General features: G+C 67.0%; 17 protein-coding genes. 14 read left to right on the top strand and 3 right to left on the bottom strand.

Features of this window, described 5'->3' with window-relative positions:
* Positions 1–19: 19 nt before the first annotated feature.
* Positions 20–877 carry a LysR substrate-binding domain-containing protein gene (locus C8J45_RS06915; protein WP_107962529.1) on the bottom strand — a complete coding sequence of 286 codons (858 nt, stop codon included), beginning with the start codon at positions 875–877 and terminating at the stop codon, positions 20–22.
* A 228-nt stretch (positions 878–1,105) separates the two neighbouring features.
* Between C8J45_RS06915 and C8J45_RS06920 the strand changes: the two genes are divergently transcribed.
* The 4 genes from C8J45_RS06920 to C8J45_RS06935 all read left to right on the top strand — a co-directional run bounded on the left by C8J45_RS06920 (position 1,106) and on the right by C8J45_RS06935 (position 6,652).
* On the top strand, positions 1,106–1,786 hold the full coding sequence (locus tag C8J45_RS06920; RefSeq protein ID WP_107962530.1) for a glutathione S-transferase family protein: 681 nt from the start codon (positions 1,106–1,108) through the stop codon (positions 1,784–1,786).
* 175 nt (positions 1,787–1,961) lie between these two features.
* Positions 1,962–4,343 (top strand): TonB-dependent receptor, encoded by a 2,382-nt coding sequence (locus C8J45_RS06925; RefSeq protein WP_107962531.1) that lies wholly within the window; start codon positions 1,962–1,964, stop codon positions 4,341–4,343.
* A gap of 35 nt (positions 4,344–4,378) precedes the next feature.
* Entirely contained in the window at positions 4,379–5,308 is a 930-nt protein-coding gene (locus tag C8J45_RS06930; protein ID WP_107962532.1) for an ABC transporter substrate-binding protein, read from the top strand.
* Between the two features lie 24 nt (positions 5,309–5,332).
* A complete protein-coding gene (locus tag C8J45_RS06935; protein ID WP_107962533.1) occupies positions 5,333–6,652 on the top strand; it encodes an LLM class flavin-dependent oxidoreductase in 1,320 nt (439 codons plus the stop codon).
* On the opposite strand, the gene C8J45_RS06940 is transcribed toward C8J45_RS06935, so the two are convergent.
* Positions 6,642–7,211 (bottom strand): ankyrin repeat domain-containing protein, encoded by a 570-nt coding sequence (locus tag C8J45_RS06940; protein ID WP_374956430.1) that lies wholly within the window; start codon positions 7,209–7,211, stop codon positions 6,642–6,644. The two genes, C8J45_RS06935 and C8J45_RS06940, sit on opposite strands and share 11 nt — an antisense overlap.
* A gap of 66 nt (positions 7,212–7,277) precedes the next feature.
* Positions 7,278–8,990 carry a catalase gene (locus C8J45_RS06945; protein ID WP_107962535.1) on the bottom strand — a complete coding sequence of 571 codons (1,713 nt, stop codon included), beginning with the start codon at positions 8,988–8,990 and terminating at the stop codon, positions 7,278–7,280.
* Between the two features lie 287 nt (positions 8,991–9,277).
* Between C8J45_RS06945 and C8J45_RS06950 the strand changes: the two genes are divergently transcribed.
* From C8J45_RS06950 to C8J45_RS06995, 10 genes are all read left to right on the top strand, one after another.
* The gene (locus C8J45_RS06950; RefSeq protein ID WP_107962536.1) at positions 9,278–9,592 is read left to right on the top strand and encodes a hypothetical protein; all 315 of its coding nucleotides are present in this window, start codon (positions 9,278–9,280) and stop codon (positions 9,590–9,592) included.
* 52 nt (positions 9,593–9,644) lie between these two features.
* Positions 9,645–10,919, top strand: coding sequence for a TolC family protein (locus tag C8J45_RS06955; protein WP_107962537.1), 1,275 nt, complete (start codon positions 9,645–9,647; stop codon positions 10,917–10,919).
* Positions 10,916–12,073 carry an efflux RND transporter periplasmic adaptor subunit gene (locus C8J45_RS06960; protein ID WP_107962538.1) on the top strand — a complete coding sequence of 386 codons (1,158 nt, stop codon included), beginning with the start codon at positions 10,916–10,918 and terminating at the stop codon, positions 12,071–12,073. Before C8J45_RS06955 ends, C8J45_RS06960 begins: the two co-directional genes overlap by 4 nt.
* A complete protein-coding gene (locus tag C8J45_RS06965; protein ID WP_107962539.1) occupies positions 12,070–15,285 on the top strand; it encodes an efflux RND transporter permease subunit in 3,216 nt (1,071 codons plus the stop codon). Before C8J45_RS06960 ends, C8J45_RS06965 begins: the two co-directional genes overlap by 4 nt.
* A 142-nt stretch (positions 15,286–15,427) precedes the next feature.
* The gene (locus tag C8J45_RS06970; protein ID WP_107962540.1) at positions 15,428–16,642 is read left to right on the top strand and encodes a DUF1624 domain-containing protein; all 1,215 of its coding nucleotides are present in this window, start codon (positions 15,428–15,430) and stop codon (positions 16,640–16,642) included.
* Positions 16,643–16,745: 103 nt separating this feature from the next.
* Positions 16,746–17,018 carry a hypothetical protein gene (locus tag C8J45_RS06975; protein WP_146168572.1) on the top strand — a complete coding sequence of 91 codons (273 nt, stop codon included), beginning with the start codon at positions 16,746–16,748 and terminating at the stop codon, positions 17,016–17,018.
* On the top strand, positions 17,015–17,455 hold the full coding sequence (locus C8J45_RS06980; protein ID WP_107962542.1) for a periplasmic heavy metal sensor: 441 nt from the start codon (positions 17,015–17,017) through the stop codon (positions 17,453–17,455). Before C8J45_RS06975 ends, C8J45_RS06980 begins: the two co-directional genes overlap by 4 nt.
* Positions 17,452–18,012, top strand: coding sequence for an RNA polymerase sigma factor (locus C8J45_RS06985; protein ID WP_107962543.1), 561 nt, complete (start codon positions 17,452–17,454; stop codon positions 18,010–18,012). The genes C8J45_RS06980 and C8J45_RS06985 overlap by 4 nt, the downstream gene beginning before the upstream one ends.
* Positions 18,013–18,068: 56 nt before the next feature.
* The gene (locus C8J45_RS06990) at positions 18,069–19,907 is read left to right on the top strand and encodes a copper resistance system multicopper oxidase (protein ID WP_107962544.1); all 1,839 of its coding nucleotides are present in this window, start codon (positions 18,069–18,071) and stop codon (positions 19,905–19,907) included.
* A complete protein-coding gene (locus C8J45_RS06995) occupies positions 19,904–21,061 on the top strand; it encodes a copper resistance protein B (RefSeq protein ID WP_107962545.1) in 1,158 nt (385 codons plus the stop codon). The genes C8J45_RS06990 and C8J45_RS06995 overlap by 4 nt, the downstream gene beginning before the upstream one ends.
* The last annotated feature ends 123 nt before the right edge of the window (positions 21,062–21,184 follow it).

Raw genomic sequence — 21,184 nt, forward strand, 5'->3', positions numbered from 1 at the left:
CCTGATCGCCGTGAGGAGGTCAGGCGAGTTCCGGGTCGGGTACGCCCATCCTCCGTACACGCTCGTCGATCAGGTCGTAGAGGTGGAGTACCGCGGGCGCGAGCCGGTCTCGCCGGCGCAGGACGTAGGAGACCGACGGCAGCGTCGGCAGCACCGCCCCGGTAATCTCGGGTAGCCCCTCGAACAGATCCGTACGGCACGTAATGCCGACCCCGCTGCGCACCGCGGCGCGCAGGACCGAAAGGCTCGGCGTCTCGACCACCAGTTGATAGGGTCGGCCCGCTGCATCGAGCGCCGCGATCGCCGCATCCCGAAAGCGGCACGGTCGTTCTAGAACAGCAAGCGGGATCGTTTCGCGCGCCGGCAGGCCGGCATTCCCGAACCAGCGCATCGGTTCCTCGCGGATCGCGGTCGGATCCCCTGCCACGCCCATGCCGAGAATGATGTCGAGCCGGTCGCTGTCGAGCAGGTCGAGCAGCTGCGGCGTACCACCGACCCGTACTTCGAGCCGCGCGTCGGGATGCAGCGCCACGAGCTGCGCCAGCAGGCCCTGCAACAGCGTTTCGGCGAAATCCTGGACGAATCCGATCCGCACGGGCCCCGCCAACGCATCGCCGGTGAGCGTGGCGACGATCGAATCGTTGAGCGCCAGCATCTCGCGCGCAAGGACCAGAACGTCGTCGCCCTGCGTCGTCAACACGAGCCGCCGTCCCTCTCGCCGGAACAACCGGATCTGCAGCAGCTCCTCCAGGCGCTTGATCTGCAAGCTGATTGCGGGCTGGCTGAGGAACACGCGCTCCGATGCGCGCAGCATCGACCCGCCATCGACCACCGCCACGAAACTGCGCAACACATCGATAGGGAGATTGAGGGCCATGCCGCACTCATAAGCCCAATCAATCAGGACAGTGAGCAAATCTATATTGATCGGATAGGAGTTAAGCTGTTGTTGGCGCCATACGCACTGGCATCCCGCCGGCGTCGGAGGCGACATGACGATAGCTGGACCGTCTGACAAACGACCACCGCCGCAACATTCGCGCAGATCGCAGCTCGTATCGGCGACCTACGCGCGATTGGCGGCTTCGAACCCCGGCACTCTCCCATGACGGCCCCCATCCCGCTCGCGGGTTCGACCGCCTCGTCGATTTCGCTCTACTTCGCCCCGAACAGTTCGGCATTCGCACCGCTCGTTCTGCTCGAGGAGGCCGATGCCGAATACCGGGCCGTCGCCATCAGTCTCGCAACCGGCGAGCAGCATGGCCCGGCCTATCGGGCGATCAATCCACAGGGCCGCGTCCCGACGCTCGTCGTCGACGGTACGCCGATTCCGGAGGTCGTCGGGATCGTGACGTGGATCGCGCATCGCTATCCGGGGGCAGAGATACTCCCCGCCGATCCCGTCGACCGCGCGCGGGCCTATGCCTTGATGAGCTGGATCGCGAGCACGGTGCATGTCGCGCTGGCGCAGATACGGCGTCCCGAACGCTACGCCGACGATCCGTCGATCCGTGCCGCGCTTGAGGCACCGGGTCGCGCAGCCTTCGCCGCGGCGCTCGCCGATCTGGAAGCCCGATCGAACGCCACGTCGTCGCCCTACCTGATCGGCGACCGGTTCGGCGCGGTCGATGCCTATGCGCTGGTCGTTCGTCGCTGGGCGGACGGGCTCGGTCTGGATCGCACCGGTTTCCCGAGTTTCGCCGATCGCACCGACGCGCTGTTCGAACGCGCATCGGTGCGCAGGGCCCGCAACCGCGAGACGCTCACACTCTCGGCCGCGGCCTGAAAGGATGGTGACGACCGGCCTCGGCCGTCCCGAGCAGCGGGCCGACTAGCCGACCTCTAGCCGACCTGCTGCGCCTCGCACCGGCACATACCTCGCCTCGCGGCAGCCGCCGCAGGGAACGGAGACGCGCGTCCGATCAACGGCGGCGCTCCCACCGCTAAATCAGGGATCATCAATGCACGCTCGCCATCATCAAACCGTTGCTTCGAGCCTTGCGGTGCTGATCGCCATGACCGCGTCCGGTATCGCCCAGGCGGCTGACAGGGCGAAGGAGCCGGCCAGCGCCACGGCCGCGCTGCCGTCACCTGCGGACGCGGCGGCCGACGCGCCCAACGACGACATCGTGGTAACCGCCCGCTACAAGAACGAGACGCTGCAGACCGTGCCGATCGCGATCACGGCGTTGTCGTCGGCGCAGATCGAGGCAGTGGGTGGGCAGACCAGCCTCAAGACGCTTGCCGTCTTCGCGCCCAGCGTCAGCATCCAGGGCTTCAGCGGCCGCAACCAGACGATCACGATCCGCGGTCTCGGCACCAACTCGGGCGGTACCAACGACGGACTGGACCAGGGCGTCGGCCTCTACATCGATGGCGTCTATCGGCCACGCACGGGCACGGTCATCAACGACCTGCTCGATCTCGACAGCGTGCAGGTGCTGCGCGGACCACAGGGCACGCTGTTCGGCAAGAACACCGTTGCAGGCGCGATCGACGTCCGCACCAAGCTGCCGAGCTTCGCGCCCGAGTTCGCGGCCGACATCACCTACGGCAATCACAACTACATGCGCGCGCAGGCCTCCGCCTCGGGCGGGCTCACCGACACGCTCGCGCTGCGCCTGAGCGGCCTGGTCAGCGCGCGCGACGGGCTGGTCTACAACACCACCCAGCATCAGGACTGGGACAATTACGAGAACGTCGCGGTCAAGGCCGACCTGCTGTGGAAGCCCAGCACCGCGCTGACCTTTCGCCTGACCGGCGATTATGCGCGCCAGACCGGCAATATGGGCTTCTATCTCTCGGGCCAGGTGCTTCCCACCACCCGCGACAACGGGGTGCCCGTAAAAGGGTTCTACCAGCATGCCGCGGAGGTCGGCTACACGCCGATCGCAATCGATCCCTATCGACGCCAGACCGATATCGACGGGTCGCAGGCGATACGGATGCCGAGTGGCGGCGTCACCGCGCGGATCGACGCGACGCTCGGCGGGCATACGCTGACCTCGATCACCGCGGGGCGCTTCTGGAAGTGGATTCCCAATTGGGACGGCGACCAGTTCGGTGCCGACGTGCTGGGTCAGGCAACCGTCGCGACCGACCAGAAGCAGTTCAGTCAGGAACTCCGCCTCACCTCACCGAGTGGCGGCAGCATCGAATACACCGCCGGCCTGTATTATTTCTGGCAGCGCGCGGACCTGACGCAGGAATTGTCGTTCGGGAAGGACGCCGCCAAATGGTATCTTGGCGCCGCAGCACCCGATGCGCTGCTGAACGGCCTCGATACGTTCAGCTATCTCAACCCCTCGACCAACAGCTACGCCTCCTATGGGCAGGCGACGTGGCACGTCACGCCGAGCACCAGCCTGACCGGCGGGCTGCGCTATACCTATGAAAAGAAGGCGGGCAGTTACGATGCGGTACAGGTCGGCACGCCTGCGCCGATCTCCAGCCTGCCCGTCGCCTATCAGGCGACCGCCGCCGCGGTACGCGCCGCCTATGCCCCGTCCGGCGGTGCCTACGAAGCCAGCCGATCGAAGGGGACGGTGTCCTGGCTGCTCAGCGCCAACCAGGACATCGGCGACGACGTCCACGCCTATGCCAGCTACTCGCGGGGCTATAAGTCGGCGGGGATCAATCTCGTCCGCCAGAGCGCGGGCATCAACATCTTCGTCGAGCCGGAAAAAGTCGATTCGTACGAGGTCGGGTTCAAGACGCAGCTCCTCGATCGCCGCGTGCAGTTCAACACCGCCCTGTTCTGGACGATCGACCAGAACTACCAGGCCAATCTCTACGACGTCTCGAACCGGATCAGCTATCTTGGCAACGCGGGCAAGGTACGCAGCCGCGGCGTCGAGGTCGATCTGCGCGCCAGTGTGGCGCGCGGACTGACGTTCAGTGGCTCCGGCAGCTTCACCGATGCCAAGTATCTCCGATACGCCAATGCGATCTGCCCGTTCCTGCAATCGTACCAGCCGTCGTGCGACATTTCGGGCCAGCGCCTGTCCGGGACCTCGAAATGGGCGGGCGCAGTGCAGGCCCGCTACGAGGCGCCGGTCAGCGATCGCCTGATCGGCTATACCGCCGCGGACGCCAGCTATCGCTCGTCGTTCTTCTCGGCAGTCAACGACGATCCGTTCTCACGCATCAAGGGCTATGGGCTGGTCGGCGCGCAGCTCGGGCTGCGCGCCGCCGATGGTCCCTGGGACGTTTCGGTCTGGGGCCGCAACCTGTTCGACAAGGACTATCTGGTCACCTCCACGGTCAACGCGACCTGGGGAATCACGCAGGTCGGCGTCGGCGAACCGCGCACCTACGGCGTCACACTGCGCACGCGATTCTGACCGTGCATCTCCCTCTCAAACCTCAGGATACCGCCATGCTCGATCTGCGTCTTACACGCCGGACCAGTTTCGCTATCGCGGCGGCAGGCCTGCTCGCCGCTTGCACGAAGGCCACCGCCCGGACGCTCGTGGTCGGCGACCAGCGCGGCGGGGTGCAGGCGCTGCTCACGGCATCGGGCGAACTGAAGGACGTGCAGTATCCGATCGAATGGGCGCAGTTCCCCAACGCCGCGCCGCTGATCGAGGCCCTCGCCGCGGGCGCGATCGATACCGGCGTGGGCGGCGATGCGCCGTTCATCTTCAGCCTGCAATCCAACGCCGGCGTGAAGGCGATCGCGGCGTTCCGATCACAGGGCCCTTCGACCACCATCCTGGTCCCCGGCAGATCGTCGATCCACGCGTTCGACGATCTGCTCGGCAAGCGCGTCGCCACGCCGCGCGGTTCGATCGGCCATCACCTGCTGCTCGCCGGCTTGCAGCGCGCAGGCAAACCGTTCGACGCGATCGACATCAAGTTCCTGTCACCGGCGGACGGTCGTGCCGCACTGACCAGCGGCTCGGTCGATGCCTGGTCGATCTGGGATCCCTATGCGGCGATCGGCGAACTCAGCGACGGCCTGCGCATCCTTCCGGTCGATCGCAACCTGGCGCCCGGGATCGGTTTCGTCTTCGGCACCGAAGCCGCACTGCGCGACAAGCGATCGCAATTGGCCGACCTCGCCGCCCGCTTCGCCCGTGCCCGCCGCTGGGCCGAAACGCACCGCGAGGCCTATGCGCGGATGCTGACGCAGCAGACCGGCGTGCCGATCGATGCGACGCGGCGCTACATCGGCCGCAGCGTCAACGTGCCGGTGCCGATCGACCCGACACTGATCGCCGAGGAACAGGGCATCGCCGACCTGTTCCATGCCGCCGGCCTGCTCGCTAAGCCGGTGCAGGTCGCACCGCATTTCGCGCAACTCTGACACCCGACGGCGAAGGACCTTTCCATGACCAAGCGACAGTTGAAACTCGGGCTGGTGACCACTGGCGTCGGTGGGCCCGGCGACAGCAACCGGTGGCTCGATCCCGAGATCCCCGTGGATGCGAGCGTGAACATCGACTGGTATATCGATATCGTCCGCCAGGCCGAGGCGGCGAAGTTCGATCTCGTCTTCATCGTCGACAGCCAGTTCATCACCGCGGATTCGCCGCCGCACTATCTGAACCGGCTGGAGCCGCTGACGTTGCTGTCCGCGCTCGCCGTCGCGACAAGCCATATCGGTCTCGTCGGAACGCTGACGACCTCGTACAATGATCCGTACAACCTCGCGCGCCGGCTGGCGTCGCTCGACCTGATCAGCAAGGGCCGCGCCGGGTGGAACGTGGTGACCACCGGCGATGCCGGCACCGCGGGCAATTACGGGCGCGACGAGCATTACGACTATGCCACGCGCTACGGCCGCGCGTTCGAATATCTCGATGTCGTGCGCGGGTTGTGGCGATCGTACGAAGACGGCGCGCTGGTCCGCGACCGCGACACGGGAGTCTTTCTCGACAAGACCAAGCTTCATGCGCTGAACCACAAGGGCGAGCATTTTTCGGTCGTCGGCCCGCTCAACATCCAGCGTTCACCGCAGGGCGAACCCGTGATCTTCCAGGCCGGCGATTCCGAACAGGGGCGCGATCTCGGCGCGAAAGTGGCCGATGCCATCTTCACGCACGCAAAGACGATCGAGCAGGGTCAGGCCTTCTACGCCGACCTCAAGGATCGCGCAGCACGGCACGGCCGCGATCCGGACGCCCTCGTCATCCTGCCCGGCTTCACGATCACGATCGGCGACACGGACGAGGACGCGCGCGAGATCCAGCGCGCGCACCGACGCGCCGACCAGAGCTTCGACCAGGCGCTGGGAGAATTCGGTCGCGCATTCGGCTGGCACGATTTCCGCCAGTACGATCTCGATGCGCCGTTTCCGGCGGCGGCGCTCGATCATGCGAAGACCAGCTTCTTCACGCAGGCCAAGCGCATCACCGAGATCGCGGTCGCGCGCGGTTTCTCGTTGCGGGACACGATCGAGTTCGTCCGCGATCAGCACACCGGGCCGTTCGTCGGATCGGCTGAAACGGTGGCCGCCGAGATCGCCCGCTGGTTCGAGGGGCGGGCATTCGACGGGATCAACGTCCATGCCGGTCACCCCAGCCAGTTCAGGCGGTTCACCCAGGAGGTCGTGCCGCTCCTGCAACGGCGGGGGCTGTTCCGTACGCAGTACGAGGATACGACGCTGCGCGGCAATCTTGGTCTTCCCGGTCCGGCCCTCAGCGCTTGACCCGTGCCGCCATCGGGGAATTGCCCTGATCGGCCGCCACCGAACTTGCCGACCGACCGGCGGCATCCTGGATCGTGCGGTCGGCGCCGGCCGCCAGCAGCATGTCGACCTGGCGCGTGCGGTTGAAGAGCGAGGCCATCATCAAGGCCGTCTGCCCGGCATTGTTGCGGGCGTTGACGTCGCACCCTGCCTTCAGCAGGCGCGCGGCGATCGCGTCCTCGCCCTTGAACGCCACGCCCATCTGCGCGGTATTGCCCTGGTCGCGATCCGGGCGGCAGGCGTTCGCGCCCTTGGCGATCAGCGCATCGACCGTCGAGAGCTGCCCGTTATACGCCGCCAGGATCAACGCCGTGAAACCGCGATCGTCATAGGCATTGATGTCGGCGCCGGCCTTGAGCAGCGGATCGATCATGTCGGTTCGGCCAAGTCGGGCCGCGTCGAACAGCAACTGCTGACGGCGTTCCGGCGATGGCGCGGCAACCGGAGGCGATGCGGGGCGATTGGCAAGCGCCGCTTGCGGGGCGGCAACGGCGGCGATCGCCGCGAGGAATGTCAGCATCGTCAGTCTCGTTTTGAGAGGCATGTGGCAGGGGGCACGGATCACGCCGCGCCCCCTGCCCGGCGTTCAGCGACGCGTCGTCTGCGCCGGGGTCTGCGCCGGATTGGCGGCGCGGTACTCCGCCGCGGCGCGCGATACATCCGCCATCGGTACGTTGACCGCGGTTGCGAGGCGCGTGCCGAAGTCCTGGTCGGCCTGGTAGAAGTAGCTGACCATGATCGTCTTCGTGCGCGCCGAGGTCACGACGTTCAGGTCGCCCGCCAGGTTGGTGACGAGATCGGTCCGGTCCTGCGGCTTCAGCGCACGGTAGAACGCGCCGGCCTGCGCGAAGTTGTCGGTCTTCGAGATCGGCTTGGCATCGACCACCGCATCGACCTTGTAGGTCGACTGGCGATACCCGGCCGCAGTCGTCTTCGCCGCGGTCTGCGCCGGGAAGTAGTTCACGTCCGAAGACCGCGTGCCGTGATCGAGCGTGCCGTCCTGGTAGTTGTTCACCACCGGCGCGCGCGGCCGGTTGACCGGCAGCTGGAGCGCGTTGGCGCCAAGCCGGTAGCGCTGCGCATCGGCGTACGAGAACAGCCGCCCCTGCAGCATCCGGTCGGGCGATGCCTCGATCCCAGGCACCATGTTCGACGGTGCGAACGCCGACTGCTCGGTCCATTCGAAGAAATTGTCGGGCACCTTGTTCAGCACCATCTCGCCGACCTTCTTGAACGGCACGTCGAGCCATTCCTTGGTGTCGTCGAACGGGTTGTACGACAGCTTGGCGAACTCCGACGCCTTCATCGTCTGCACCACCAGATCCCAGGTCGGGAAATTGCCCTTGGCGATCTCGCCGTAGAGATCGTCGGTGAGGTAGTTCCACGATGCGGTCGCGACCTGCGCGCCGTTGAGGTTCTTCACGCCCTGGCGGCTGATCCAGCGGAACTTGGCGAAGATCGTCTCGCCCTGTGCGTTGACCAGCTTGAACGCATGGACGCCGTTGCCGTCCATCGTCCGGTACGACGCGGGCGTGCCGAGGTTCGAATAGACGTGCGCGAGCATGTTGGTCGCCTCGGGCGTCGCCGAGAAGAAGTCGAACAGGCGGTTCGGATCCTGCTTGTTGGTGATCGGCGAGGGCTTCAACGAATGGATCATGTCCGGAAACTGGATCGCGTCGCGGATGAAGAAGATCGGCAGGTTGTTGCCGACCAGATCCCAATTGCCCTGGTCGGTGTAGAACTTGGTCGCGAAACCGCGCGGGTCGCGCATGCCCTCGGGGCTGCCCGACGGGTGGATCACGGTCGAGAAGCGGACGAACACCGGGGTCTGCTTGCCGGGCACGAACAGCGAGGCGCTGGTGATGTCGGCGATGCTCGCGGTCGCGGTGAACTGGCCGAGCGCACCGGTGCCGCGCGCGTGGACGACGCGTTCGGGGATACGCTCGCGGTCGAACCGGGCGAGCTTCTCGATCAGCGTCGTGTCTTCGAGCACGACCGGGCCGAGATCGCCCGCCGCCTTCGAGTGACGGTTCTCGCCGATCGGCGCGCCATTGTCGCGGGTCATCTGCGGTGCCGCCGTGCTGCCGGCATTGCCCTTGGCATCCACCGTGCCGGCGACACCGGCCTGCGCAAGCGCGGGCTTGCCTGCCGACACCGGTGCGGCGGCGGTCGTCATGCGGGTTTCGGCCTGCGTCTCGAACGGTGCCACCTGCGCCGCAGCCGGCAGCGCGATCGCGTTCGCCGAAACGGCGGCAAGCAAAATCGCGACCGCAGCCGTGCGGCTTTCAAAACTCTTCATCGGAACCCCTTGTTTATGCCCGCGACATTCGCCGGCACGACCGCACAGACGGCGCGTTGCTAGGCTCATGGTCGAGCGGCCCAGCCCGTCCAAACAGGGATTTCTGATCACACCCATCGAACCCCTCACTCGATCCCGTTTCCCGATCTACCTGCGCTCCGCGACGTGACCGGCGTTTTCCACGGGCCCTAGCCGGCCGTGGGTGCCATATCGAGTTCGGCCTTGCTGCGCTGCCGCACGCCGCTTACGCTACCGATGTGACTGCCCACCGTTCCAGGACCGCCTTGATGGCGACTCTGCTGGCGTTTCTTGCCGTGCTGGGGATGAGTGCGCTCGGCGGTTGGCATGCCGCGACGTTCCATAGCGACGAGACGGAACTGACGATCTCCGCGGACCATGTTCACGTCGCGGACGTGATGGACGATCACGACGACAACGTCGTGCATGTCGCCGCGCATGCCGTCAGCCATGCATTCGGGATTCCCGCCAATACCGCGCCGTCGGTCCAGCTCGCCCGCGTCGTTCTGGCATGGCGGACGATCGACAGTATCCTGCCTGCGGGAACCGGCCCGACGTCACCGTTGCGCCCCCCGCGAGACTGAGCCTCGCGCGCCAGCAGGCGTGCCAGGATTTACTCGTGCAGGATGACAATGGATGAACGGTATTATCGGCCGGTGGCGCATGCGTGCGCTTGCCGGTTCGTTCGCGGCGCTGGGCGCTGCGAGCCTGACGGGGACGGGTGTGGCATGCGCCGATCCCGCGCCTCCCTTCGCGGCGCTTCTGCGCCAGACCGCGGCCTCGCCGAGGGTCGCGATCCTCGACGCCGGAGTCGAGCAGGCCGAGGGGCTCGCCGAACAGGCGCGCGCCCGGCCCAACCCGTCGATCAGCGTGTATGGCGAGAATTTCGGCGGCTCGTCGCCCTATGGCGGGTTCGGCCGGACCGAGACGACGCTGCAATACAACCACCCGTTCGAGCTGGGCGGCAAGCGTGCCTCGCGGATCGAGGCAGGGCGGGCCGGTATCGCCGCAGCGCGCGCGCGCGGCGTTGAAGGGCGTGTCGCCTATGCCTATGAGCTGGCCCGCGCCTATGCCGGCGCCGAAATCGCCGATCGCCGGATCGCACTGGCCGAGGACGAGGTCGAGGAAGCCACCGCCGACCTGAAGGTGGCGAGAGCACTGGTCGCGGCCGGCAAGGAAGCACGGCTTCGCCAGCTCCGCGCCGAGACCGACCTGAACGCGCTGCAATCCGACCTGGAGGCGGCGAAGGCCGGGCGGACCGTGGCGTTCGCGCAGCTGTCGGCACTGGCGGGGATCGAGACGCCCTATACGAGCCTGTCGGAATCGCTGCTCGACCGGCTTGCGGCCCGCCCCTCGACCGGCCCGATCGATCCGCTCGCCACCGTCTCGGTTCGGGCCGCGCAGGCCGACCGCGATGCGGCGGAACGGCGGATCGTCGTCGAACGCAAGCGTGCCCTGCCCGACGTGACCGCGCAGATCGGGGTGCGTCGGCTCGAGATCGACAATGCGACCGCGGTCGTTGCGGGCATCTCGTTGCCGCTCGCCATCTTCGATCGCAACCGCGGCAACATCGCCGCCGCCGAAGCCGAACTCCGCGGTGCCGAGGCCCGTGCCCAGATCGTGCGGCTCGATGCGCGCGCGGCCGCCGGTTCGGCTCAAGCGCTGATCGACTCGGCCGACCGTCGTGCCGTCGCCGCCGACCGCACGCTGGCGACCGCCGAGGAGACGTACCGGCTGGCCCGACTCGCGTACGAAGCGGGCAAATCGCCGCTGATCGAACTGCTCGCCGCCCGCCACGGGCTGGGCGTGGCGCGGGGCGTCGTCCTCGACGCCGCCGCTGCCCGCCTCGACGCCCGCGCCGGCTTCACCCGCCTGTCGGGCCGCACCATCACCGGAGATCTGCTCCCATGACCAAGACCCGTCTCTACGCCGGTACCGCGCTCGCCTTGGCGGTTGCCGCCGGGCTGGGCTTCGGCGCCGCACGCCTGACCACGCCAGCTTCCACCGCGCCTCCTACCGAAGCCGCCGCAACGCCGCCTGCGTCCGTCGATGCCGTAGCGATCACCGCGGAAGCGATCCGCATCTCCGAGATCGGCGTCGCCCCCGCCGCATCGGGCGAGCTCGATGCCGCGATCCCCGCGTCGGCCACCGTCGAGGCGACACCGGATGCCGAGGCGATACTGACCGCACGGGCGGCGGGCACCGTCACGCGGATCCTCAAGCGGATCGGCGATCCGGTGCGCGTGGGCGAGACGGTCGCGCTGGTCGAAAGCCGCGAGGCGTCGTCGATCGCCGCCGACCGCAGCGCCGCGTCGGCACGCGTGACGCTCGCCGGTCGGCAGTTGGTGCGCGAGCGATCGTTGCTCGCCCAGGGCGTCAGCCCGCGTGCGGACTATGAATCAGCAGAAGCCAACCTCGCCGTCGCGCAGGCCGATGCGCGGCGCGCAAGCGCAGCGGCGGGTGCCGCGCGTGTCACCGGCGATGGACGATCGGTCGCCGTCGTCAGCCCGATCACCGGCCGGATCACCGCCGCTCCCGCCAGTCTCGGCCAGTATGTCGCGGCCGAAACCGCGCTGTTCCGCGTCGCCGATCCGCGACGTCTGCAGATCACCGCCAACGTTCCGCCCGCCGACGCGGGCCGCGTTCGCACGGGCGACCGCGTGGAACTCACCACCAACGATGGGCGGACGATCGCAGGACGGGTCCGCTCGGATACCGGCGTCGTCGATTCCGAGACGCGCGCCGCGACGATCGTCATCGTACCAATTGCGGGCGGCGCGACGCTCGTGCCGGGGCAACTCGTCCAGGCGAGGATTTTCGCGAGCGGCGGTGCTACGCGGGGCGGCGTGATGGTGCCGCAGGATGCGGTCCAGACGATCGGCAACCGGACGGTGGTGTTCGTCAGGACCCCCGCCGGCTTCAAGGCGCAGACGGTCCAAGTCGGCGCACGTAGCGGTGGGCTCGTCGCGATCGTATCCGGACTCACCGCGGGCACGCCGATCGCGACGAGCAACGCGTTCCTGCTGAAGGCCGAACTCGGCAAGAACGAGGGGGGCGAGGAATGATCGCGCGCATCCTCGACGTGTCGGTCCGCGGTCGCTGGTTCGTCGCGTTCCTGACCGCGCTCGTCGTCGCGTTCGGCGCCTGGCAGATCACGAAGCTGCCGATCGACGCGGTGCCGGACGTCACCAACCGGCAGGTCCAGATCAGCACGTTCGCACCCACGCTCGGTCCGGTCGACATCGAGAAACAGGTTACCTTCCCGGTCGAAACCGCGCTGGCGGGCATTCCGGGGCTCGAAATGACCCGGTCGATCAGCCGCAACGGCTTCAGCCAGATCACCGCGGTCTTCACCGACGCGACGGACATCTATTTCGCCCGGGCGCAGGTGACCGAGCGGCTGGCGCAGGCGCGCGACAGTCTTCCCGCGACCGTCCAGCCACGCCTCAGCCCGCTCGCCACCGGGCTCGGCGAGATCTTCATGTATTCGGTCGCGTATAATCACCCCGACGGCAAGGGTGACGAACACCGGGCAGGCAAACCAAGCTGGCAACCTGGTGGCGCGTATCTCACCCCCGACGGCGAGCGGCTCACCACCGAACTCGAAAAGGCGGCATATCTGCGCACCGTGCAGGACTGGATCATCCGTCCGCAGATGCGCGGCGTGGCAGGCGTCGCGGGCGTCGATTCGAACGGCGGCTATGTGAAGCAATATGTCGTCGAGCCGAACCTCAACGCGCTGTCGACGTACGGCCTGTCGGTCACCGCGCTCGCCGACGCGCTCGAACGCGCCAACGTCTCGGCGGGCTCGAACTACATCCGTCGCGCCGGCGAGAGCTTCCTCGTCCGTGCCGACGCCCGGCTGAAATCGGTCGCCGATATCGAGGATGCGGTGGTCGCCACGCGCGGCGGCAACCCGGTCCGCGTCCGCGACGTCGGCCAGGTCGTGATCGGCGGCGCAGTCCGGACCGGATCGGGCAGCCTGATGGGCTCCGAAGCGGTCATCTCGACGATCCTGATGCTGACCGGCGAGAACAGCCGCGTCGTCGCGACCCGCGTTGCCGACAAGCTGGTCGCGATCAACCGCGTCCTGCCACCAGACGTCATCGCGCAGCCGGTCTACAACCGATCGAAGCTGGTCAACGCGACGATCGCGACCGTCGAGAAGAACCTGATCGAAGGCGCGCTGCTCGTCATCGTCATCCTGTTCCTGCTGCTCGGCAATGTCCGCGCCGCGCTGATCACCGCGGCGGTCATCCCGATCACGATGCTGATGACCGCGGCGGGGATGAATGGCCTCGGTGTCTCGGGCAACCTGATGAGCCTCGGCGCGCTCGACTTCGGGCTCATCGTCGACGGTGCGGTGATCATCGTCGAAAACGCGCTGCGCCGCCTCGCCGAGCGGCAGGAGCATGAAGGACGCCTGCTCACCCGCGCCGAGCGGATGGAGGAAACGACGCTCGCCGCGCAGGAGATGGTCAAGCCGACCGTGTACGGCCAGGCGATCATCTTCCTCGTGTTCGTGCCGCTGCTCACCTTCCAGGGGGTCGAGGGCAAGACCTTCGCGCCGATGGCGATCACGCTGATGGTCGCGCTGGCGTCGGCGTTCATACTGTCGCTGACGTTCGTGCCGGCGATGATCGCGCTGGTCGTGACCGGCAAGGTCAGCGAGACCGAGGTCGGGCCGATCCGCTGGTTCAAGGCCAGATACGCGCCGATCCTGGAGAAGGCGGTCGCCCGCCCAGTGCCGTTCGTGCTGGGTGGCGTCGGCGTGTTCGTCGCCGCGGTGCTGATGTTCGGGATGCTCGGCGAGGAGTTCATGCCGCAGCTCGACGAGAAGGACATCACCGTCACGAACTTCCGCGTGCCCTCCGCCTCGATCGACCAGTCGACGCAGATGCAGCTGCGGATCGAGGATGCGCTGAAATCGCTGCCGGAAGTGGCGCTGGTGTTCTCGAAGAACGGCAACGCCGATCTCGGTACCGATCCGATGCCGCCCAACGCGTCCGACACGTACGTCATTCCCAAGCCGCAGCGCGAATGGCCCGCGGGCGTGACCAGCAAGGCCGACATCCTCGCGCGGATCGAGGCGAAGATGAAGCCGCTGATCGGCAACCGCACGGAGATCCAGATGCCGATCCAGATGCGCTTCAACGAACTGATCGCCGGCGTCCGCTCCGATGTCGCGGTCAAGCTGTACGGCGACGATCTGGAGGCGATGACCGAACAGGGGGCAAGGATCGCCGCGGCGCTGCGGACGATCCCGGGAGCGGCGGACGTCCAGGCCGAACAGACAGACGGTGCGCCGACCTTCGATATCCAAGTCGATCGCCAGGCAGCCGGGCGCTACGGACTGCCCGTCGAGGAGGTCGCGAACACCGTTGCCGCGGCGCTCGGTGGGCGCGAGGCGGGCGTGCTGTTCGAAGGCGATCGGCGGTTCGACGTCGTCGTCCGCCTGCCCGACGCCCAACGCGATGACATCGAGACGCTGGGATCGATGCCGGTGATGCTGCCCGCGGTGGACGGCCAGTCGGCACACTCGATCCCCCTGCGTGAGGTCGCGCGGTTCCGCTATACCGAGGGACTGAACCAGATCAGCCGCGAAAATGGCAAGCGGATGGTCGTCATCCAGGCGAATGTCCGCGGCCGTGATCTGGGTGGGTTCGTGACCGAGGCGCAGGGCAAGGTGGCCGCCATCGCCCTGCCGCCCGGCATGTATACGCAGTGGGGCGGCACCTTCGAAAGCCTGCAATCCGCACGGCTCAGGTTGGCGATCGTCGTGCCGATCTGCTTCGTGCTGATCTATGCGCTGCTCTACATGGCGCTGGGCGGCTTCGTCCCGACAGCGATCGTGTTCAGCGCGGTGCCGATGGCGTTGGCGGGCGGCGTGTTCGCGCTGCTGCTGCGCGGCATCCCGTTCTCGATCACCGCGGCGGTCGGGTTCATCGCGCTGTCGGGCGTCGCCGTCCTCAACGGCCTCGTGATGATGAGCGCGATCCGCAAACGTCGTGACGATGGCGAAGGCGACGACGCGGCCGTCGTCGGCGGCGCCATGGAGCGCGTCCGCCCGGTATTGATGACCGCGCTCGTGGCGAGTCTGGGCTTCGTACCGATGGCGCTGGCGACCGGCACCGGCGCGGAGGTTCAGCGACCGCTCGCGACCGTCGTCATCGGCGGGCTGGTCACCTCCACCATCCTGACGCTGCTCGTGCTCCCGGCAATCACCGTGCTGGCGGCGAGACTGGTTCGACGAAGGGACAGGCTCGCCGAGGCCTGATGGCGCCCGATCCGACGAGCCGGGCACCTATCGAGCGCGAGTAATCGGGAATTCGGTGCTTCCAGAAGGTCTCCACGCACAATACGGCGTATCGCTGCCGCGAGCCGCGGTGATTTCCGGATGATCCGGTTTGGAGGCGGGCATGGCGAGCTTGGCAGGCGAGACGACGGCGGCCGTATCCGCAACGACGCGCGGCCCCGCCGCCGCCCCCGCTGCGACTGCGACTGCGACTGGGCGGTTGATGAGCATCGACGCGCTGCGTGGGCTCGTCATGCTGCTCATGCTGCTCGATCACCTGCGCGAGACGTGGGTCCTGTACATGCCCGTCAGCGATCCGGTCGACGCCCGGACCGTCATGCCCGCGCTCTTCTTCACGCGCATCACCAGCACGTTGTGCGCACCGGTCTTCGTCGCGCTGACCGGGCTGTCGGCGTATCTGTACGGCCAGAAGCACACGCCGGCCGAAACATCCGCATTCCTGCTCAAGCGCGGGCTGTTCCTGATGGTCCTCGAACTGACCTTCGTGAATTTCTCGTGGCGCGCCGAACTGCCGTTCCAGTTCGTGTTCCTTCAGGTCATCTGGGCGATCGCGCTGTGCATGATCGCGCTCGCCGCACTGCTGCATCTGCCACGCAAGGCGATCCTGATGCTGGGGCTGGCCATCGTCGGCGCGCACAACCTGCTCGACGGGATCGTCCTGCCGCCCGATCATCCGCTCTACGTGCCGTGGGGCGTCGTTCACGAGCGTTCGGTGACGCAGTTCCTCGGCATGACCATCAAGATCAACTATCCGGTGCTACCCTGGATCGGCGTGATCTGCCTCGGCTGGTCGATCGGTCCCTGGTTCACGATCCTCGCCGCGGACGAACGGCGGCGGCGGCTGAGGATACTCGGCATCGCGATGGTCGTCGGGTTCACGCTTTTGCGGCTGTTCAACGTCTACGGCGATACGCCGTGGTTCGTGGTGCCGGGCGATCGCCTGCGCACTCTCATGAGCTTTCTGGCACTGACCAAATATCCGCCTTCGCTGCTGTTCCTGTTGCCGACTCTCGGGATCGGCGCGATCCTGCTCGGTGTCTTCGAAAGGCTGGAAGGCCGGCGTGTATCGCATTGGCTGTCGGTACTCGGCGGTGCGCCGATGTTCTTCTACCTCTTCCACCTCTATCTGCTGCGGATTCTCTATCTGTCCGCACTGGCGATCTTCGGACCCAATCACGGCGCGATCTTCGGGTTCGATTCGCTCGCCTGGGTATGGGTCTGTTTCGCGGCACTGATCGTGCCGCTCTATTTTCCGACCCGCTGGTTTTCCGCGCTGAAGCGGCGCCGCAAGGATATCTGGTGGCTGAAATACCTGTGAGCCCGCGTGGCGGGCCACACGGTCCCGGCATGCGCACCCGCTTCGATTGCTTGAGGGTTTGCCGCCTGCCCCGCGTATGACAGGGAAAGATCCGGAGCATGCCATGAAAGATCCTGTCGACGCCTGCCTAGCCTCGATGGCCTCCACGCCGATCCCGGCCCGGTTGTCGTCGATCGAGACCGATGTGTTTGCCGCGATCGACAGCGCCGCACGCGACGATGCCGGACGACGCAGCATCGGCAGGCTCTCGATCGGTGCAGCACTCGCACTCGGCCTGGTCGGAGGCGGCGTGGTCGGCGGCACCGTCCAGCCCGCGATCGCCGGTCCGATGAGCACCGACTCGCTGGCCCCGTCGACCTTGTTGCTCGGCCGATGACGGCGGCGGTGCGGCGCAATCTGCTGACGATGCTGCTCGCATTCCTGGCGGCACTCGCGGGTGTCGTGATCGGTTGCCGGATCATGCTGCCGCACGGCCATCGCGGGTCGGAGATCCACGCGCTGATCCACGCGAACATCGAACTCGATGCGCGCCAGGATGCTGCGATCGACGCGCTCGAAGCCGATTTCTCGGTCACGAGGCAACGCTACGAGGCGCAGCTTCGCGCCGACAACGCGCACTTGGCGTCCGCGATCGCCGAAGAGCACGGCAACGGGCCGAAGGTCGCCGCCGCGATCGACCGGTCGCATCACGACATGGGTGAGCTGCAGAAGGCGACGCTCGCGCATGTCTTTGCGATGCGCCGCGTCCTCCGTCCGGACCAGGCCGCGACCTTCGACACGGTCGTCGTACGGGCGCTGACCTCGGCCCCGTGAGCGTCAACCTCGATGCACTGGCGGATCCTGACCTCGTCTCGCTGTATCTAGCGACGCGCGCGCAGCCCGTGTTCGCGACGATCGTCATGCGCCACAAGCAGCCGCTCTACCGGCTGATCGTCGCGCAGGTCCGTGACGCCGACGAGGCCCTCGATCTGGTCCAGGAGACGTTCGTCGCCGCGCATGGTGCGCTGGCCCGGTTCGATACGACGCGGTCGCTTCGCGCGTGGCTTGCTCGGATCGCGATCAACAAATGTCGCGACTGGGCGCGGCGGCGGCGCGTCCGGAACTTCCTGTCACACATCCTGCCGTTGCACGCGACGCGCGATGTCGTGGACGACACCGTGAACGTCGAAACCGCGGCAATCGGTCGCGACACGCTGGCACGGACGCTGGGCGCGATCGGTCGGCTGCCCGCGGCGCTACGCGAGCCGCTGCTGCTGTGCACGGTCGAGGACCTGAGCCAGGCCGAGGCGGCGGAGGCGCTGGGGATCAGCGTGAAGGCGGTCGAAACGCGGGTCCGGCGCGCGCGCGCTGTACTTTCGACGTCCGCTTGAGGGCAGCGGAGCCGTGCCGCGTATAATCAGCATGACACTCACGCGTAAGGCCCAGCATGATTGACCAAGATCGCCGCCGCTTTCTTCGGAACGCGGGATGTGGTGTCGGCGCGCTTGCGGTGCCGTGGCTGCCGGCCTGGGCGCAACCGGTGACGGCGGGGACGACGACGCCGTTGCCGACCGTCTCCGGCGACACGATCGCGCTGAAGGTCGCGCACCAGATGATGACGATCGACGGCAGGCCCGCGCACGGAATCGGTATCAACGGCACCGTGCCGGGTCCGCTGATCCGCCTGCGCGAAGGCCAGACGGTAAAGCTCGCGGTCACCAACGATCTCGACGAGGAAACCTCGATCCACTGGCACGGCCTGCTGGTGCCGTTCCAGATGGACGGCGTGCCGGGGATCAGCTTTCCCGGCATTCCGGCGCGTACGACCTTCACGTACGAGTTCCCGCTGATCCAGTCCGGCACCTACTGGTATCACAGCCACTCGGGATTGCAGGAGCAGATGGGCCATTACGGTCCGATCGTCGTCGATCCCGCGGGCACCGACCCAATCGCGTCGGACCGCGAGCACGTCATCCTGCTGTCCGATCACAGCCCGCTGCACCCGCACGCGATCTTCAAGAAACTGAAGCAGCAGGGTGGCTATTTCAATTACCAGAAGCAGACGCTCGCCGGGTTGCTGAGTGGCAAGGATCAGCCGCTGAAGGACCGCACGATGTGGGGCGGGATGCGAATGGACCCGACCGACGTGTCCGACGTCACCGGATCGACCTACACCTATCTCGTCAACGGGCACGGCCCCGCGGACAACTGGACCGCGCTGTTCCAGCCTGGCGAGCGTGTCCGGCTGCGGATCGTCAACGCATCGGCGATGACGATCTTCAACGTGCGTATTCCCGGCCTCAAGCTGACGATCGTTCAGGCCGACGGTCAGAACGTGAAACCGGTCGCAGTCGACGAGTTCCAGATCGCGGTCGCCGAAACCTACGACGTGATCGTCGAGCCGGCCGCACCGATCGCCTATACGCTGGTCGCCGAGGCTTGGGACCGGTCGGGCCTGGCACGCGCCACACTGGCACCACGCGTGGGAATGATCGCCGCCGTCCCCGCGCTGCGTACGCGACCGCTCGCGACCATGAAGGACATGGGCATGGGCGATATGACGGGCATGTCCGGGATGGAGGGCATGTCCGGGATGAAGGGTATGGAACACCACGCGGCACCCGCCAGTACGCCGGCCGCGACGTGCCTGCCCGAACATGCGGCGATGGGGCACTGCACGCCCGACGAACCGATGGGCGAAGGCGGGATGGCCGGCATGAGTCACTCTATGCGCGATTTCTCCAACGCACCCGGGTTGCCGAAAACGCCGACCGTCCAGACGGTGGCGCCAATGCCGATGGATCGCACCGGTGAACCGCCCCAGGGACTTGGCGACGTCGGCCATACGGTGCTGGTCTACAGGGATCTGGTCGCGCTGGAGCGCAATCCCGATCTGCGCGCGCCATCGCGGCAGATGCGAATCCACCTGACCGGCAACATGGAACGCTATATGTGGGCGTTCGACGGCGTGAAGCTGAACGAGGTCAAGGCACCGATCCCGTTTCGTGCGGGCGAGCGCGTCCGGGTTACGCTGGTCAACGACACGATGATGGCGCACCCGATCCACCTCCACGGGCATTTCTTCGAACTGGTGACCGGACACGGCGACCACGCGCCGCGCAAGCATACGATCAACGTCGCCCCCGGCGGCACCGCGACGTTCGATCTTACCGCGGACGCGATCGGCGACTGGGCGTTCCACTGTCACTTTCTCTATCATATGCACGCCGGCATGATGCAGGTCGTCACGGTTCGAGCCGACGACGCGCCGGGAGCAGCGGCATGAAGACGCTCCTGCTGACCGTGCCGATCCTTATGGTCGCAACGCCCGCAGCGGCGCAGATGCACGACATGGCCGGGATGAAGATGCCCGGCATGACGATGCCCGCGAAGGGGCCAGCAAAACCGGATGTAAAACCGCACGCGGAGCCGAAGGCGGCTGCGAAGGCCAGGGCGGTTGTGAAGGCGAAACCCTCGGAAAAACCGAAGCCCATACCGAGAAAGACTCATGCCGAGGTCGCCAAGCCGATGGCAATGCCCGGCATGGACATGACGGCGCCGGCAGGACCACCGAGTTCGACATCGGCAGCGCCCCTGTCCCACGCATGCCCGCCTGAACACGCAGCGATGGGGCATTGCACGCCTGCGGCACCGTCATCCGAGCCGGCACCGGTAGCGCCGTCGGGTACCGATCAGGCTGCCGGTGACGCGCCGCCCCCCGCCCCGCCCACAACGCTTGCCGCCGCGCGGTTCTACGATCCCGCGACGATGGCGACGGCCAACCGACTGACGCGCGACGAGCATGGCGGCATGCGGCTCAGCCAGGTCATTTTCAACCTCGCCGAGGTGCAGGTCCGGAACGGCAGCGACGGCTATCGCTGGGACGGCGAAGGCTGGTTCGGTGGCGACATCCACCGCCTGGTGGTCAAGACCGAAGGCGAAGGCAGCTTTGCCGACAGGGTCGACGACGCAGAAGTGCAGGTGCTCTATTCGAAGGCGCTGGATCCCTATTGGAACCTCCAGGCCGGCGTCCGCCAGGATCTCGGCGCAGGTGCCAAACGGACCTACGCCGTGGTCGGCGTGGAGGGACTCGCGCCGTACTGGTTCGATGTCGAAGGTACCGTCTTCCTGTCGGACAAGGGCGACGTGCTCGCGCGAGGCGAGGCATGGTACGACCAGCGCATCACGCAACGCGCGATCCTCCAGCCGCGCGTCGAACTGAACTTCGCCGCGCAGGACATGCCGGGCAGCCGGATCGGCGCTGGGCTATCGACCGCCGAAGTCGGTCTCCGCCTCCGCTACGAGATCAAACGCGAGTTCGCGCCCTATGTCGGCGTATCGTGGGAGCGTCGCTACGGCGCGACGGCACGCTTCGCTCGTGCCGATGGCGACGACACCGGCGGCATCGCGCTCGCGCTGGGGGTTCGTGCATGGTTTTAGGCGCGGCGGCGTTTCGGTTTCGAAGATTGGAGCATCGGACCCGCACGCGAACGTCGAACAGCTCTCTCCCATGCGGAACAGCGAGCACTCAACCACGACATAAAACGCAGTAGTGCCGGGCAA

This window comes from Sphingomonas sp. PP-CE-3G-477 (genome assembly GCF_003050745.1).
Taxonomy (GTDB): domain Bacteria; phylum Pseudomonadota; class Alphaproteobacteria; order Sphingomonadales; family Sphingomonadaceae; genus Sphingomonas.

Excerpts from the sequence above, each read along its gene's own strand:
- C8J45_RS06915 (WP_107962529.1), bottom strand. The coding sequence starts at position 877 with ATGGCCCTCAATCTCCCTATCGATGTGTTGCGCAGTTTCGTGGCGGTG.
- C8J45_RS06920 (WP_107962530.1), top strand. The coding sequence starts at position 1,106 with ATGACGGCCCCCATCCCGCTCGCGGGTTCGACCGCCTCGTCGATTTCG.
- C8J45_RS06925 (WP_107962531.1), top strand. The coding sequence starts at position 1,962 with ATGCACGCTCGCCATCATCAAACCGTTGCTTCGAGCCTTGCGGTGCTG.
- C8J45_RS06930 (WP_107962532.1), top strand. The coding sequence starts at position 4,379 with ATGCTCGATCTGCGTCTTACACGCCGGACCAGTTTCGCTATCGCGGCG.
- C8J45_RS06935 (WP_107962533.1), top strand. The coding sequence starts at position 5,333 with ATGACCAAGCGACAGTTGAAACTCGGGCTGGTGACCACTGGCGTCGGT.
- C8J45_RS06940 (WP_374956430.1), bottom strand. The coding sequence starts at position 7,211 with ATGCTGACATTCCTCGCGGCGATCGCCGCCGTTGCCGCCCCGCAAGCG.
- C8J45_RS06945 (WP_107962535.1), bottom strand. The coding sequence starts at position 8,990 with ATGAAGAGTTTTGAAAGCCGCACGGCTGCGGTCGCGATTTTGCTTGCC.
- C8J45_RS06950 (WP_107962536.1), top strand. The coding sequence starts at position 9,278 with ATGGCGACTCTGCTGGCGTTTCTTGCCGTGCTGGGGATGAGTGCGCTC.
- C8J45_RS06955 (WP_107962537.1), top strand. The coding sequence starts at position 9,645 with ATGAACGGTATTATCGGCCGGTGGCGCATGCGTGCGCTTGCCGGTTCG.
- C8J45_RS06960 (WP_107962538.1), top strand. The coding sequence starts at position 10,916 with ATGACCAAGACCCGTCTCTACGCCGGTACCGCGCTCGCCTTGGCGGTT.
- C8J45_RS06965 (WP_107962539.1), top strand. The coding sequence starts at position 12,070 with ATGATCGCGCGCATCCTCGACGTGTCGGTCCGCGGTCGCTGGTTCGTC.
- C8J45_RS06970 (WP_107962540.1), top strand. The coding sequence starts at position 15,428 with ATGGCGAGCTTGGCAGGCGAGACGACGGCGGCCGTATCCGCAACGACG.
- C8J45_RS06975 (WP_146168572.1), top strand. The coding sequence starts at position 16,746 with ATGAAAGATCCTGTCGACGCCTGCCTAGCCTCGATGGCCTCCACGCCG.
- C8J45_RS06980 (WP_107962542.1), top strand. The coding sequence starts at position 17,015 with ATGACGGCGGCGGTGCGGCGCAATCTGCTGACGATGCTGCTCGCATTC.
- C8J45_RS06990 (WP_107962544.1), top strand. The coding sequence starts at position 18,069 with ATGATTGACCAAGATCGCCGCCGCTTTCTTCGGAACGCGGGATGTGGT.
- C8J45_RS06995 (WP_107962545.1), top strand. The coding sequence starts at position 19,904 with ATGAAGACGCTCCTGCTGACCGTGCCGATCCTTATGGTCGCAACGCCC.